Source organism: Flavobacterium sp. N3904, from assembly GCF_025947305.1.
Classification (GTDB): domain Bacteria; phylum Bacteroidota; class Bacteroidia; order Flavobacteriales; family Flavobacteriaceae; genus Flavobacterium.
Window position 1 is genome coordinate 1759171 of sequence record NZ_CP110009.1, and the last position, 15830, is coordinate 1775000.

General features: G+C 34.4%; 14 protein-coding genes, 2 tRNA genes and 2 rRNA genes (1 of these 18 running past the window's edge). 14 read left to right on the top strand and 4 right to left on the bottom strand.

Features of this window, described 5'->3' with window-relative positions:
- Complete coding sequence (locus tag OLM57_RS07215; RefSeq protein WP_264566553.1) at nucleotides 1-369, bottom strand: DMT family protein; 369 nt, start codon at nucleotides 367-369, stop codon at nucleotides 1-3.
- Between the two features lie 33 nt (nucleotides 370-402).
- On the bottom strand, nucleotides 403-1911 hold the full coding sequence (locus tag OLM57_RS07220) for a DUF853 domain-containing protein (protein WP_264566554.1): 1509 nt from the start codon (nucleotides 1909-1911) through the stop codon (nucleotides 403-405).
- A gap of 363 nt (nucleotides 1912-2274) precedes the next feature.
- Here OLM57_RS07220 and OLM57_RS07225 point away from each other — a divergent pair, with 363 nt between their 5' ends.
- The 8 genes from OLM57_RS07225 (at nucleotide 2275) to OLM57_RS07260 (ending at nucleotide 9495) form a co-directional block, all read left to right on the top strand.
- A complete protein-coding gene (locus tag OLM57_RS07225) occupies nucleotides 2275-3099 on the top strand; it encodes a MotA/TolQ/ExbB proton channel family protein (protein ID WP_264566555.1) in 825 nt (274 codons plus the stop codon).
- Nucleotides 3100-3140: 41 nt separating this feature from the next.
- A complete protein-coding gene (locus tag OLM57_RS07230) occupies nucleotides 3141-3764 on the top strand; it encodes an ExbD/TolR family protein (RefSeq protein WP_264566556.1) in 624 nt (207 codons plus the stop codon).
- A gap of 19 nt (nucleotides 3765-3783) precedes the next feature.
- Nucleotides 3784-4353 carry an ExbD/TolR family protein gene (locus tag OLM57_RS07235; RefSeq protein WP_264566557.1) on the top strand — a complete coding sequence of 190 codons (570 nt, stop codon included), beginning with the start codon at nucleotides 3784-3786 and terminating at the stop codon, nucleotides 4351-4353.
- 31 nt (nucleotides 4354-4384) lie between these two features.
- A complete protein-coding gene (locus OLM57_RS07240) occupies nucleotides 4385-5182 on the top strand; it encodes an energy transducer TonB (RefSeq protein ID WP_264566558.1) in 798 nt (265 codons plus the stop codon).
- Between the two features lie 239 nt (nucleotides 5183-5421).
- A complete protein-coding gene (locus OLM57_RS07245) occupies nucleotides 5422-6345 on the top strand; it encodes a PstS family phosphate ABC transporter substrate-binding protein (RefSeq protein ID WP_264566559.1) in 924 nt (307 codons plus the stop codon).
- A 15-nt stretch (nucleotides 6346-6360) separates the two neighbouring features.
- Nucleotides 6361-8034, top strand: a complete 1674-nt coding sequence (locus tag OLM57_RS07250; RefSeq protein ID WP_264566560.1) for a tetratricopeptide repeat protein — start codon at nucleotides 6361-6363, stop codon at nucleotides 8032-8034.
- Nucleotides 8035-8184: 150 nt separating this feature from the next.
- The gene (locus OLM57_RS07255) at nucleotides 8185-8817 is read left to right on the top strand and encodes a 7-carboxy-7-deazaguanine synthase QueE (RefSeq protein ID WP_264566561.1); all 633 of its coding nucleotides are present in this window, start codon (nucleotides 8185-8187) and stop codon (nucleotides 8815-8817) included.
- A gap of 279 nt (nucleotides 8818-9096) precedes the next feature.
- Complete coding sequence (locus tag OLM57_RS07260; RefSeq protein ID WP_264566562.1) at nucleotides 9097-9495, top strand: energy transducer TonB; 399 nt, start codon at nucleotides 9097-9099, stop codon at nucleotides 9493-9495.
- Between the two features lie 81 nt (nucleotides 9496-9576).
- On the opposite strand, the gene OLM57_RS07265 is transcribed toward OLM57_RS07260, so the two are convergent.
- The gene (locus OLM57_RS07265) at nucleotides 9577-10119 is read right to left on the bottom strand and encodes a YfiT family bacillithiol transferase (RefSeq protein ID WP_264566563.1); all 543 of its coding nucleotides are present in this window, start codon (nucleotides 10117-10119) and stop codon (nucleotides 9577-9579) included.
- A 32-nt stretch (nucleotides 10120-10151) separates the two neighbouring features.
- On the bottom strand, nucleotides 10152-10859 hold the full coding sequence (locus tag OLM57_RS07270; RefSeq protein ID WP_264566564.1) for a class I SAM-dependent methyltransferase: 708 nt from the start codon (nucleotides 10857-10859) through the stop codon (nucleotides 10152-10154).
- A 74-nt stretch (nucleotides 10860-10933) separates the two neighbouring features.
- On the opposite strand from OLM57_RS07270, the gene OLM57_RS07275 reads away from it, so the two are divergent.
- The 6 genes from OLM57_RS07275 to OLM57_RS07300 all read left to right on the top strand — a co-directional run.
- Nucleotides 10934-11428 (top strand): YkgJ family cysteine cluster protein, encoded by a 495-nt coding sequence (locus OLM57_RS07275; RefSeq protein ID WP_264566565.1) that lies wholly within the window; start codon nucleotides 10934-10936, stop codon nucleotides 11426-11428.
- A gap of 107 nt (nucleotides 11429-11535) precedes the next feature.
- Nucleotides 11536-12771, top strand: a complete 1236-nt coding sequence (locus tag OLM57_RS07280; RefSeq protein WP_264566566.1) for an ABC transporter permease — start codon at nucleotides 11536-11538, stop codon at nucleotides 12769-12771.
- A gap of 732 nt (nucleotides 12772-13503) precedes the next feature.
- A 16S ribosomal RNA gene (locus OLM57_RS07285) occupies nucleotides 13504-15017 on the top strand.
- A gap of 140 nt (nucleotides 15018-15157) precedes the next feature.
- Nucleotides 15158-15231 (top strand) — tRNA-Ile (locus tag OLM57_RS07290).
- Nucleotides 15232-15369: 138 nt separating this feature from the next.
- A tRNA-Ala gene (locus OLM57_RS07295) sits at nucleotides 15370-15443 on the top strand.
- Between the two features lie 190 nt (nucleotides 15444-15633).
- Nucleotides 15634-15830, top strand: a 23S ribosomal RNA gene (locus OLM57_RS07300); it runs 2694 nt beyond the window's last position.
- Together the 16S and 23S rRNA genes with 2 tRNA genes alongside form the textbook arrangement of a ribosomal RNA operon.

The following is a 15830-nucleotide window of genomic DNA, read 5'->3' on the forward strand; positions in this document are numbered from 1 at the left end:
TTATTTTTTAAATATAAAATATACCGCCAAAATCAAACATAAAAAACCAGCAAGATGATTCCATCGTAAGGTTTCGTTTTTAAAAAACAGTAAAGAGAACAATACAAAAATGACTAAAGTAATCACCTCTTGAATTACCTTGAGCTGCATCAAAGAAAAAGGACCTCCATTGCCTTCATAACCAATTCTGTTGGCGGGAACCTGAAAGCAATATTCGAACAAAGCCAAACCCCAACTTATTAGAACAATGGTAATCAAACCTGCATTCTCAAACCATTTTAACTCTTTGAATTTAAGGTGTCCGTACCAAGCCAATGTCATAAACACATTTGATAGTATTAATAAACCAATTGTGGCGTATGCTTTCATATTATTTTATTCTAAAGGAAATTTGGAGTTGTTTTATTTTTTAAACATTTTAGACAAAATACCAAAAGCACCTCTAATAAAAGTAGCGCTGGTTACTACTTTCAAAACCGATTTTGTAACCACACTTGCTGTACTGGGTTCGGCACTTTCTTTCTTGTTTTCTTGTTCTGTGACTGCTTGTTCTTGTGCTGATTCAATTTTTTTGGTCAGCATCTCATAAGCGCTTTCGCGATCGAGAACTTCACTGTATTTTTTAACCAACTTTGATTTAGCATTAATTTCTTGAATTTCTGCATCGGTCAAAACATCCATTCGGCTCATGGGAGCACGCATCATGGTGGCCACAAGAGGGGTCGGAATTCCTTTTTCGTTCAAAGCCGTTACAAAAGCCTCTCCAATTCCTAAACTGGTTAAAACTTCGTCTGTTTTGTAATATGCGGAGGTCGGATAATTATCTGCAGATTGTTTGATTGCTTGTCTGTCGTTGGCTGTAAATGCCCTCAAGGCGTGTTGTATCTTCAATCCGAGTTGTGCCAGAACACCACTTGGTATATCCATTGGGTTTTGAGTTACAAAATAAACGCCAATTCCTTTGGAACGAATCAATTTTACTATGGTTTCAATTTGCTCTAATAATGCCTTGCTGGCTTCATTAAAAATCAGATGTGCTTCGTCTATAAAAATAACCAATTCCGGTTGATCTGCATCTCCTTTTTCGGGCATTTGTTGGTATATTTCGGCTAATAAACTCAACATAAAAGTCGAAAATAATTTAGGTTTGTCTTGAATGTCGGTTAGCCGAATAATATTAATATATCCTTTTCCGTTTTCATCCAGACGCATTAAATCATCAATTTCAAATGACATTTCGCCAAAAAACAAATCAGCTCCTTGTTGCTCTAGCTCAATTATTTTTCTTAAAATAGTTCCCGTAGTCGAGGTCGATATTTTGCCATAACTTTCTTCAATTTCATCTTTTCCTTCGTCGGTAATATAATTAATAACCTTTTTAATGTCTTTTAAATCCAACAATGGCATTTTTTTATCATCGCAAAATTTAAAAATAACCGAAACTACGCCAGCTTGTGTGTCATTCAGATCTAATATTCTGGAAAACAAAACAGGTCCAAACTCTGAAACGGTAGATCGAAGTCGCACGCCATCTTGTTTTGAAAGTGACATTAATTCTACAGGAAAACTGGAAACAGAATAGGGAATATTCAGCTTTGCATGACGTTCTTTTATAAAATCTTTTTCTTCGCCTTCTTTGGCAACACCACTAAAATCACCTTTTATATCCATCATTAAAACAGGAATTCCAAACGATGAAAGCTGTTCGGATAATACTTGAATGGTTTTTGTTTTTCCTGTTCCGGTAGCACCGGCAATTAGTCCATGACGGTTGAGTGTTTTTAATGGAATTTTGACGGGTGTATTGGATAAAGTTTCGCCGTCTAAAATTGCTCCGCCTAATGTTATACTTTCGCCTTTGGACAAATATCCGCTATTTATATACTCTGAAAAATCTTCTTTTTTACTCATGGTAAGTGGATGTTAAAATCAATTGCAAGTTATTGATTTTTTTTCAAAACCTATAATTAAGGATTTACTGTAAAAAATATTCTTAAATCACGCGTTATTCTGTAATTTGTTTTTTTTCTATTTTTCCTGTTTTTTTGAATAAAAATATTCAGAACACTTAAAAATACTTTTTTTTTGAAACAATTTTATCGAATAATTGAATAAAATGATCAATTATCCTTAAAAAACGTAATAGTGTGTTGTTAAGAATAAAATAATTTGTAAGATTAGTTAAAAAAAAGTTTTTTTATTTCAACTAAAAATTTAAATTTGCTCCTATACAAGTTTATTATAACTAAAAATAAATATTTAAAATTAAGAAAAATGGCAAACGTTAAAGTTAAAAAAGAAAGCACTTCAAACGGTGGAGGAATGGTTTCAGGGATTATTATTGCAGCATGTATTTTTGTAGGTTGGTTAATCTGGTCACAAGTAATGGGGGATCCTTCGAATTTTGAAGGATTGGATCCAGAAAAAGGACATCCAATTAATGTGTTAGGTCAAGTTTATAAAGGAGGATTTATAGTACCAGTTTTATTAGGTATGTTATTGATGGTTTTTGTTTTTTCTATCGAAAGATTTTTTGTTATTGCGAAAGCTGCTGGAAAAGGGAATTTAGATAAATTTATGAAAACAGTTCAGACTAGCATCAAAACTGGTGATATCGATGGAGCAATTGCTACATGTGACAAACAACAAGGTTCTGTTGCAAATGCAATTAAATCTGCATTAGTTAAATATCAAGAGGTTAAAAAAGAAGGATTCAACAGTGAAGAAGCTGCTGAAACAATACACAAGGAAATTGAAGAAATTACTTCTCTTGAAATGCCAATGTTAGAAAAAAACATGACTATTATTTCTTCTTTAGTTTCTTTAGGAACACTAGGAGGATTATTAGGAACAGTATCTGGGATGATTAAAGCGTTTGGTGCTTTGGCTTCTTCTGGAACTCCAGATCAAGCTGCACTTGCAGTTGGTATCTCAGAAGCTTTGATTAACACAGCTACAGGTATCTCCACATCTATTACAGCGATTGTTGCTTACAATTTCTTTACTTCAAAAATTGATGATTTGACTTACTCTATTGATGAGGCTGGAACTACAATTGTAAATACTTACAGACATTTCAGAGGTAGTTTAAAACAATAATTAATTTTTGATAAATTTTATCAAAATAATAGACATAAATAATGGCTAAAATAAAAATGAAAAAAAAATCCACATCTACCGATATGACGGCGATGTGTGATGTTGCGTTTCTTTTGCTTACGTTCTTTATTTTGACTGCCACTGCTAAAACACCTGAAGTATTACCAGTTGATACTCCACAGTCTACTGTGGATACAAAATTACCTGCTGATAATTTGTCAACTTTGACAATTGGTAAGGCCAATGGGAAAACTGCTGTGTTCTTTGATTTAAAAGGAAGAGATGTTCGTAAAAAAGCGCTTGAATTGATGGGCCAAAAATACAATATCGCTTTTTCTGAAGCAGATGCTGAAAAATTTGCGTTAATGGAAAGTTTTGGTGTGCCAATTTCAAATTTGAAACAAATTTTGGATATGAAGGCAGCAGACAGAACTAAAGCGGGACAGCCTGGTATCCCTAAAGATTCATTAGACAACCAATTGAAAGATTGGGTTTTATATTCTCGTAAAGCAAATATAGAAATTAACAACAAGGAATTGCAGTTTGCAATAAAAGGAGATGCCAAGGAGCAATATCCAGCAATCAAACAAGTAATGGATATTTTGCAAGATCAAAAAATCAATAGCTTTAATTTGGTTACGGGTTTAAGAGGAAAGAATTTTTAATTAAAAAAGATACACTAAAATGGCTGAATTAAATACCGGCGACGGTGGAGGCGGAAAAGGTGGCAAAGTAAGAAGTAAAAAACAAAACTCAAAGGTAGATTTAACTGCCATGGTGGATTTGGCTTTCTTACTAATCACATTCTTTATGCTTACCACTACGTTGTCTAAACCTCAATCCATGGATTTGACGTTGCCAGATAAAGAAAAAGATAATACTCCTCAGAGTAATATTAAAGTAGATGAAAATCGCACGATGACTTTATTGCTTGGAGAAAACGGAAAATTGGTACGTTATGTAGGAATGTTGGATAAACCTCTAGCGGCTCCAAAAGATTTTACGTATGGTAAAGATGGGATTCGCAAAGAATTAATTGACAGAATGGGAAAAGTAATCGCATATTCAACTGCTAAAGGGAAACCAAAAGACGGGATGATTGTAATTATCAAACCTAGTAAAAAATCGACCTATCGTAATTTGGTTGACGTTTTGGATGAAATGGCGATTGTTGGCGTAAATGCTACAGGATCTTATGCTATTGTACCTGAGTTTTCACCGGAAGAACAAAAATTGTTAGAAGCCAAAAAATAATTTTTTGCTAATAACCTAATAATTATAAAAAATGAAATTAGATTTAATAAAAAATCAATGGATTGAGATCGTTTTCGAAGGTCGTAATAAGCTTTATGGAGCTTACGAACTAAGAAAATCGAATCGTAAGACTTCTATGAGAGCGCTTATCATTGGTAGTATTCTTTTTAGCCTTGCCGTTAGTGCTCCGCTTATTGCGAGTTACTTGCCAAAAGGGGGTGAAGAAGTTGATACCGATATCAAGATTACTGCTGTAAAATTGGCACCTAAGAAGAAAGTAGAAGATGTAAAAGATCTTGCGCCTCCACCTCCACCTCCACCAAAACAAGATCAGGTTAAATTTGTTAAGCCTGTTGTTGCAAAAGCTGAGGATGTTACTGAAGATCCACCAAAAATGGATGATATCAAAGACAAAAAAACTGGGGCTGAAACAATCAAAGGGGATCCAGACGCACCACTTACTGTTGAAGAAGTTGGTAATGGACCAGTTGTAGAAGTTATTGAAGAAGACACAAGTGTTCACTCATTAGCTGGAATTGAACAAAAACCTGAGTTTCCAGGTGGTATTGAGAAATTTTACGCATTTGTGGGTAAAAATTATACTCCACCAGAAGAAGAAGGTCTTAAAGGAAAAGTATATGTAACTTTCGTAGTTGAAAAAGATGGATCTTTAACTGATATCAAAGTAATACGAGATATTGGTTATGGAACTGGAAAAGAAGCTATCAGAGTTTTAAATAAATGTCCGAAATGGCTTCCTGGAGAACAAAATGGTAAAAAAGTAAGGGTGTTATACTCTCTTCCAATTACTATTCAATCTGCAGAGTAATGTTGAATAATTTATTTAATAATATCAAGAAGAAATCGCTTATTGAGCGATTTCTTCTCATTATAACCATTTTGGTTTTCCTGAGTTATTTTTTTATGGGGCTCATGGTTATCTTTTGGTCAAAATTTCCTTTTGATATAACTATGAATTATAGAATTGCATTAGGAACAGTTTTGATCGTTTATTCTATTATTCGTTTTTTTCGATTTTATAATGCTAATACAAATAAATGAATAATTATGTCTGGAAATAAAAAATATGTAGTTTTAATTTTTATGTGCCTTTTATTTGCTTATTGCAATCAAAAAGGGGAAGAGTCAAAAAATGAAGAAACTATTTTAAAAGGGACAGCTACAATTTTTGTAGACGAAACGATAACTCCAATTGTAGAAGATGAAGTAATGGTTTTTGAAAGTAAGTATGATGCAAAATTCACCTTAGTTTCAAAATCAGAATCCGAAATTCTAAATTCATTATTTGATAAAGAAGCTAAAATCGCGGTTTTAGCCCGTAATTTATCTAAAAAAGAGTTAAATATTTTCGAACAAAGAAAAATACTTCCTAAAATAACTAAATTTGCGACAGACGCAATTGCATTGGTGGCAAATAAAAACAGCAATGACACGTTGATAGCTTTGAAAGATGTTGTCGGATTTATGAAAGGAGAAAGAACTTCAAAAATCAAAGGTCTTGTATTTGACAATCCAAATTCTAGTACTGTAAGATATATTAACACTTTGGCAGGATTGAATCAAATTCCAGAAAATGATGTTTACTCTTTTAAAACGAATAACGAGGTTTTAAAATATGTTTCCGAGAATGATGGTATGGTTGGAATTGTTGGTGTAAATTGGTTGTCTCAGCCTAACCCATCAATGGAAAAAGTAATTTCTAATATCAATGTTTTAAATGTTAAAGGAATTGGCGGAAAAGATTTTTATTCGCCTTCTCAAAATAATTTGGCAGAAGGAACGTATCCTTTGGTACGAGATTTGTATATTATAAATTGTCAAGGAACTTCTGGTTTAGGAATGGGATTTGCTTCTTTTGTAGCGGGGGATATTGGTCAAAGAATCGTTTTAAAATCAGGATTGCTTCCTGTAGTGATTCCAGCCAGAAAATTAAATATAGTAAGAGAAAAAGAAAATAAAGAAGAAAAATAAATTAATTTAAACAAGATGAATAAAGTTAAAGTTTTAAGTTTTGCTTTTTTGGCTTTTGTTGCAATCAGTCATGCGCAAGATATTAATCAAGCCAAAAAAGCAATTGATGCTGAACAGTTTGAAAGTGCAAAAACGATATTAAAATCAATAATAAATGCAAAACCTACTAATGGTACAGCATCTTTTTATTTAGGGAATGTATATATGTTGCAAAACAATATAGATTCTGCCAAAATTTATTATCAAAAGGGATTGGAAGGAAGTGAAGGAGCAAAACTTAACAATATTGGTTTTGGTTTAATCGATCTTGACAATGGAAATGAAGCTGCGGCTGAAGAGAAGTTTGCGTTAGCAACCAAAGATCTGAGAAAAAAAGATATTGAAGAGTATTTGTACATTGGTCGTGCCTATACTTTTTCTACAAAGCCAAATTATAAAAAAGCTATTGAAGTTCTAAATAAAGCTAAAGCAATTAATCCTCAAGATCCACAATTAAATTTGGCACTTGGAAATGCTTATTTTGGAGATAAAAACCAAAATGATGCTTATTCTGCATATAGAAATGCTTATACTATTGACAATACTTTAATCAGAGCTAAAATGCAATTGGGTGTTTTGCTTAAAGGAGCAAAAGCATATACAGAAGCTATAAAAGCATTTGATGAAGTTATTGCTATTAATCCAAATTATGGTCCTGTTTATAGAGAATTAGCTGAAACTTATTACTTATGGGGTAGAAATGAACCATCAAAATATAGAATTTATGTGGATAAAGCCCTTGTAAATTATGAAAAATATTTGTCTTTGACAGATTATTCTATTCATTCCAGAATGAGACATGCTGACTTTTTAGTGCTTGCGGGAGAATACAAAGCATTAGAAGCGGAAGCTAACAAAATGGTTGAGTTGGACAAAGTTAATCCTAGAATTTTACGTTATTTAGGATTTTCGGCCTATCAAAACGGAAATTATGATGTTGCCATAAAATCATTGGTAAGTTTTATTGAAAATCCCTCAAATAAAGTTATTGCTTTAGATTATCAAACTTTGGGTTTTGCCAGAATTAAAAAAGCTGTAGGTGAGGATGGTAAAGCGGTTGATAACGATTTGTTTGATAAAGGTGTTTTAGACGTTAAAAAAGCATCTGAGATGGATCCTAATGGCTTATCAATAAACTTAAGCGAGTTAGGAAAAAAATTATATGAATTAAAATTATACAAACAAGCTGCTTCACTTTATGAAATAGCAGTTGCTAACAAAGAATCTAAAAATTATGTTTTAGACAATTTTTATCTAGGTAATTGTTTGTATTTTGATAATACCAGAAAAGATATTGTTAAGCCTGATCCAATTGCTTTGCAAAGAGCTGATCAAGCATACGCAACTGTAATAGAAGCTTCTCCAAAAACCCAAGATGCTTATATTTATAGAGCTAGAACAAATAGTTTATTGGAAAATGACGAAATGACTATTAAATACTATAACGATTATGTTACTATAGTTACTGAAAAAGGACCAGAAGAGTTGGCAAAACCAGCAGTAATTAAAAAAATAATTGAAAGTTATAATACTTCTGCTGCTAGTTACGCAAACACTGATAAGGCTAAAGCAATTGAATATTTTAATAAAACTTTGGTTCTAGATCCTGCTAATGAATATGCATTAAGCTCATTAAAAGCTTTAAAATAGCTTTAATTTTAATTTATTAAAAAACTGATAGTTTCAAAAAAGCTATCAGTTTTTTTTTGAAATATGTTTTTCTTCAAACTAAAAATCTGAAATCTAAAATCTGCAATCTAAAATCATAAATTGCCTATCTTTGCATCCTAAATTAAAAAGATGTTATCAAAAGAAGTCCAATTAGAAGTTAATAAAGGAACCATGCTGCCGTTAATGGAAGAGTTTTACACCATTCAGGGAGAAGGTTTTCATACTGGAACAGCTGCTTATTTTATTAGAATAGGAGGTTGCGATGTGGGTTGCCATTGGTGTGATGTTAAGGAAAGTTGGAATGCTGAATTGCACCCGCCTACTAGTATTGAATCAATTGTTGAAAATGCTACCAAATATGCTGATACGATTGTGATTACTGGGGGGGAGCCATTAATGTGGGATATGGCACCATTAACGCAAAAATTAAAAAACAAAAAATTAAAAGTTCATATAGAAACCTCAGGAGCTTACCCATTAAGTGGAAATTGGGATTGGATTTGTCTTTCTCCTAAGAAAAATAAATTGCCAACTCAAACGGTTTATGACAATGCAAATGAACTAAAAGTAATTATTTATAATAAACATGACTTTATTTTTGCCGAAGAACAGGCTGAAAAAGTAAATAATAATGCAATTCTTTTTCTGCAACCAGAATGGAGTAAGAAAGAGGAAATGACACCTTTGATAGTTGAGTATGTCATGAATAATCCTAAATGGAGAGTTTCATTGCAAACTCATAAATATTTGAATATTCCTTAATTCTTTTTTCATCTTAAATTTCTTAAATACTAGTTTTTAGGGAGTTGTATTTAAAACTTGTTTTCTTGTTAATTTTCTTAGGCTTATTTCTATTAAAAAGATAACGATAACAAATACAGTCGGTTATGTTTTGTTGGTATTAATATGATAATTTTACATTTATATTTTTACATATTTATCTTTTTTTATCTATATTTTTTTTATATTTACTAAAACCTACTGAAGGTTGCTAATGGTTTAATGTCTCTTGGCAATCGTAAATATTAAAATATTTATATCATGAAAAGAATTCTACTTTCAGCTATTACTTTGTTTATAGTGCAATTTGCCTCTGCACAAGCTAATACTACTATGATTGATGATGCCCCTTACAATTATGAAGATGTAGAAATCAGACCTGAATTTCCTGGAGGATACGATGCATTTATGAAATTTATTGGAACAAATTTCAAAATGCCGGAATATGAGGGAAATGGAGGTACTTTAAAAGTGGCTTTTATCATCGAAATTGATGGAACTGTTACCAATGTAAAAGTGGTTAAAGATCTTGGAGAAGGAACAGGGCCAGAAGCCAAAAGAGTAATTTCTATGTCTCCGCGATGGTCTTCAGGTGAATTTAGAGGAAAAAAAGTTAGGGTACTTTATGAGTTGCCTATAAAAATTGCGAGTCAAGGATAGCATTTGTTTCAAGCAATAAAGAATGATTTATTCAAAACCAAATGCTGTCATGCATTTGGTTTTTTATTTTGAAAAATATTTCTACCATCCTTTTCTTTTCTTTAGCTCTGTAATATGGGCAAGATGGTGATTTCCATGCCAAGCATAAGTTCCAATTAATTCTTGTATTTGAATTTCTTTATTATGTTCAGGGTGTATAAATGACTTTTTTAATTCGGCATGATTGAAACTTTCCATCAAATAGGCCAATCTATAATGGAGTCCTTCCAATAATAATAAAGAGGGTTGAATTGGCATCGTTAAGTTGTCTTCTAATTGTGCCCATCGATCTTCATAGTAGAATTTTATAACTGGAGTCTCTTCAGTCAAAGTCCATTTTAATCGAATGTAACAATTCATATGACTGTCGCTGCAATGATGAATAACTTGTCTAATCGTCCATCCTTCTTGACGATATGGTGTATCTAGTTGTTCGTCTGACAAATGGGCAACTTCTTTTTTTAGTCTTTCTGGAAATGAAGCTATTTCTTTAATTTTGTCAGTAATATACACTGTTGAATATGTTTCAGGGGCTTCAAATTTCCCAATCGGATATTTTAATTTTTCTAACTCTGAATTGTCCATAACTATTTGAATTAAAATTGTTTGTTTTTCTTTTAAATAGAAAGTTTTGCTAAATAATCATAATGTTCACCTTCTAAAACTAATTCGCATTGCAATCCATTTGCGAAAGCTGCATTTTGCAATGTATTGTAATCAAGGAACAACCAATCTAGTGGTAATTCTTTTTCGCCTTTGTATGTAATAGTAAATATAGTTTCACCATAATATTCATTTTCTGATGGTATCCATTTACCACCATCTTCATCTTCGTCAAACATATATATAATGTCTGAAGAATCGATGAGGATTTGTCCATTAGGATTTAATAGGCTTTTTAGTTTTTGCAAAAAAACAGCTGTTTCTTTTAGTCTTCCAAATATTCCGGTGCCATTCATCAACAATAAAATGGTATCGAATTTTTCGTTTTCCAATGTCATTATATCTTGAACTCTTGCATTTTTCAAACCACGAAGTGTGCACGCTTGTATTGCATTTTCAGAAATATCGATAGAAGTCACGTCAAGATTCCTGTCATTTTGCAAAGTCAAACTATGACTTCCTGCACCACATCCTACATCGAGAATTTTTCCTTTGGCTAATTGTAATGCTTTTTGTTCAATTATTGGCATTTCATCATAACTCCTAAAAAGATAGGAAACGCTCATCTCGTCTTCTTCTGAAATCGAAGTTTCTGTAATTAAATCCTCGGGTTGGTTGTTAGTTTGATAATCCAGTATGGCTCTTCCGAAAAGGTCTTTCATAAAATTTAGTTTCAAGTTTAAATTTCCGAGTTTAAAGTTTAGTACTTTTGCCAAATCATCAATAAATTTCGGCATTGAAACCAGCTTTAAACGAATTAGGAAAACTAGCCAAAGATAAGCATATCGAAAACAAAAAGTATTTTGATAAGCTAAAAAAGAAAACGCCAAAGAATTTAGATTATGTAATGCAAGACATTCATGATGCCGAATTCAAAAAAACCAATTGTTTGAAATGTGCCAATTGTTGTAAAACTACCGGGCCATTGTTTACTTTGGCAGATATTGAGCGTATTTCGAAATTTTTAAAGCAAAAGCCACAACAATTCATTGAGCAATATTTGAGAATTGATGAAGATAAGGATTATGTGTTGCAAAGTGTACCTTGTACTTTTTTGGATCTTGACAATAGTTGTTTTATTTACGATGTGAGGCCAAAAGCCTGTCGAGAATTCCCTCATACGGATAGAAAAAAGTTTCAGCAAATAACAGATTTAACACTTAAGAATGTCTCAATTTGTCCTGCGGCATTTAATATAGTTGAAGAAATGAAAAAGAAATTGCCGCTCTAAACGATTACTTTTTGGAATTAGTGGTAATTTAAAGTTAACCAAATGGTTTTGCTAAGCGTTAAATGAAACTTTATGTATATTTGTTCAGTCCCTCAAAATAAAACAATTTGAATTTAGAATATTTCATAGCCAAAAGACTTATAACCGCCAAAGATTATAAAAGCAGTATATCAGCACCCATTATTAACATTGCAATTTCAGCCATTGCAATAGGAATGATTATGATGATCGTGTCGGTAGCCACGGGAATTGGTTTGCAAAATAAAATACGCGAAAAAATATCTGCTTTTAATGGCCAAATTATAATTTCAAATTATGATAACAACCAGTCTGAGATTACCTTGTTGCCCATTGCAAAGAATCAGGATTTTTATCCAAAGTTCACTTCAGTTCCAGCGGTAAGTCATGTGCAGGCAATTGCTAGTAAAGCCGGAATAATAAGGACTGAATCTGCTTTTGAAGGAATTATTTTCAAAGGTGTCGGGACTGATTACCAATGGGAGAATATAAAAGAGTATCTGGTTTCGGGTAAATTGCCAGATTTTTCTAAAAGCATCAACAATGAAGTGGCGATTTCTCAATTTCTTGCCAATAGATTAAATCTAAAAGTAGGCGATTCTTTTAACACCTTTTTTATAAAAGAGGACCAAAATCAATTGCCAAATGTTCGTAGATTCAAAATTACAGGAATATTCAATTCTGGATTTCAGCAATTCGATGCTACCTATATAATAGGTGATATTCGGCACATACAACGAATCAATAAATGGTCGCCCAATCAAATTGGAGCATTTGAGGTTTTTGTGAAAGATTTTAGTAAAATTAAAGAAACTGGAGAACAGGTGTACAAAATGACATCTTCGACACTAGATACAAAAACCATTATTGAAAAATACAGTTACATATTCGAGTGGTTACAATTGTTTGATTTCAATATTATTGTCATATTGGTAGTAATGATACTCGTAGCAACAATAAACATGGTTGTTGCTTTATTGGTTCTCATCTTAGAACGTACTCAGATGATTGGTATTTTAAAAGCATTAGGAGCTAATAATTGGTCTGTTAGGAAAGTATTTCTATACAATGCTTTCTATCTAATAGTAAGAGGATTGTTTTGGGGAAATATCATAGGGATTTCATTGTTGTTACTTCAACAATATTTTGGTATAATAAAACTCAACCCCGAAAATTATTATGTCAACCAAGCGCCAGTGTATCTTAATTTGGGATATATCTTGGCTTTAAATCTGCTTACAGTAACAATTTGCGCTTTGGTGTTATTGATTCCTTCCTATATAATCACCAAAATTACCCCAGTCAAAGCTATTCGTTTCGATTAAGTATTAATAGTTGCAGTAATTAGGAGCTGAAAACCTGCTATTCGTTACAATCTTCTTGTGCCGAACCCCGGCACAAAAAGGATTTTCCCTTCCATCAGGGCTATGACCTTTGTTTGGGAAGAAAATAAGAAAAAAAACATACACCTATATATAGGTAGCAATAATGTCGACAGGGAATTGATATCATGAATTGACACAAAAACGCACCAGCCAACAAAAAAAAACACTCTTCGCCGAGGCCAAGACACTCCCGAAACAAGGTAAAACCGTTCAATTTATCAAAAACACCTATTAGAAAATGGTAAATTCACAAAAAGGTTGTGCTGTAAATTGTGATATATCAATGTGTTAAAAAATAAGTGTAAAATTAAAGCAAAATAAATGTAAAAAGTCATTGTTTAAACGGATAAAGGGACTACTTTTGCACCCGCAACAGCGCATAAGTTCTTTAATATTCTGATAAGCCAAACGAAATTAACACTGAAAATAAATTTTCAAAAAAGATTTCAAAAAGCTTGTGAGAGAAGAAAAAGCTTTGTACTTTTGCACCCGCTAATCGAAAGACTAGTGAGTAAAAAAAGAAGAATACGTTCCTAGACATATTGAATTGACAGCCGTTTTAAGAGAGATCTTAAAACAAAAGAATAAGAGTAATAGAATCGATAGATTTGAATATTGACCACTAGAATTGGAGTCGAATAACAATAGCTTAAGCAATTAAGCAAACAATATACGATGAAGAGTTTGATCCTGGCTCAGGATGAACGCTAGCGGCAGGCTTAACACATGCAAGTCGAGGGGTATAGTTCTTCGGAATTAGAGACCGGCGCACGGGTGCGTAACGCGTATGCAATCTACCTTTTACAGAGGGATAGCCCAGAGAAATTTGGATTAATACCTCATAGTATAGCGACATCGCATGATGATGCTATTAAAGTCACAACGGTAAAAGATGAGCATGCGTCCCATTAGCTAGTTGGTAAGGTAACGGCTTACCAAGGCTACGATGGGTAGGGGTCCTGAGAGGGAGATCCCCCACACTGGTACTGAGACACGGACCAGACTCCTACGGGAGGCAGCAGTGAGGAATATTGGACAATGGGCGCAAGCCTGATCCAGCCATGCCGCGTGCAGGATGACGGTCCTATGGATTGTAAACTGCTTTTGCACAGGAAGAAACACTCTCTCGTGAGAGAGCTTGACGGTACTGTGAGAATAAGGATCGGCTAACTCCGTGCCAGCAGCCGCGGTAATACGGAGGATCCAAGCGTTATCCGGAATCATTGGGTTTAAAGGGTCCGTAGGCGGTCTTATAAGTCAGTGGTGAAATCTCCCCGCTCAACGGGGAAACGGCCATTGATACTGTAGGACTTGAATTATTAGGAAGTAACTAGAATATGTAGTGTAGCGGTGAAATGCTTAGAGATTACATGGAATACCAATTGCGAAGGCAGGTTACTACTAATGGATTGACGCTGATGGACGAAAGCGTGGGTAGCGAACAGGATTAGATACCCTGGTAGTCCACGCCGTAAACGATGGATACTAGCTGTTGGGAGCGATCTCAGTGGCTAAGCGAAAGTGATAAGTATCCCACCTGGGGAGTACGTTCGCAAGAATGAAACTCAAAGGAATTGACGGGGGCCCGCACAAGCGGTGGAGCATGTGGTTTAATTCGATGATACGCGAGGAACCTTACCAAGGCTTAAATGTAGTTTGACCGGACTGGAAACAGTTTTTTCGCAAGACAAATTACAAGGTGCTGCATGGTTGTCGTCAGCTCGTGCCGTGAGGTGTCAGGTTAAGTCCTATAACGAGCGCAACCCCTGTTGTTAGTTGCCAGCGAGTCATGTCGGGAACTCTAACGAGACTGCCAGTGCAAACTGTGAGGAAGGTGGGGATGACGTCAAATCATCACGGCCCTTACGCCTTGGGCTACACACGTGCTACAATGGCCGGTACAGAGAGCAGCCACTGGGTGACCAGGAGCGAATCTACAAAACCGGTCACAGTTCGGATCGGAGTCTGCAACTCGACTCCGTGAAGCTGGAATCGCTAGTAATCGGATATCAGCCATGATCCGGTGAATACGTTCCCGGGCCTTGTACACACCGCCCGTCAAGCCATGGAAGCTGGGGGTGCCTGAAGTCGGTGACCGCAAGGAGCTGCCTAGGGTAAAACTGGTAACTAGGGCTAAGTCGTAACAAGGTAGCCGTACCGGAAGGTGCGGCTGGAACACCTCCTTTCTAGAGCCTTAGTGTTAGTATTTATACACGCTGAGGAAAGAAGACGAAAAGACTATTGGTTACAAAGATTGAAATTTTATTACTCTTGCTGTTAATTTAAAAAACATGTGCTAAATAAGCACAAAAATAAGAATGAAGAGTGTCTCGTAGCTCAGCTGGTTAGAGTACTACACTGATAATGTAGGGGTCGACAGTTCGAGTCTGTCCGAGACAACAAAACAGTTACGAATTTGTAAATTACGAATTACGAATTGAAAAAGTTCATAAACATAGATTGAAAGGAAATTCTAGGGTTGAAAGATTACGAATTACAGCAATTCATAATTCATAATTCACAATTCATAATTAAATTGGGGGATTAGCTCAGCTGGCTAGAGCGCCTGCCTTGCACGCAGGAGGTCAACGGTTCGACTCCGTTATTCTCCACTATTCTAGTGAATAGTAAAGAGTGAATGGTAATTAGTTTAGACTAATCACTACTTACTAAGTACTAATCACTAAGAAAAAAGTTCATTGACATATTGAGATAAGAAATAATAAAAAGTAGAAAGCAGTTTTTATACTTTTTAAGTATAGAAACGAAAAAAAACGGTCGTAATTAAGTTTACGATTGGTACAATAAGCAAAATAAGGGCGTATGGGGGATGCCTTGGCTCTCAGAGGCGATGAAAGGCGTGATAAGCTGCGAAAAGTTACGGGGACGGGCACACACCGATTGATCCGTAAATACCTGAATGGGGCAACCCACTATGTTGAAGACATAGTACACCGATAGGTGGGCAAACCCGCTGAACTGAAACATCTAAGTAGGCG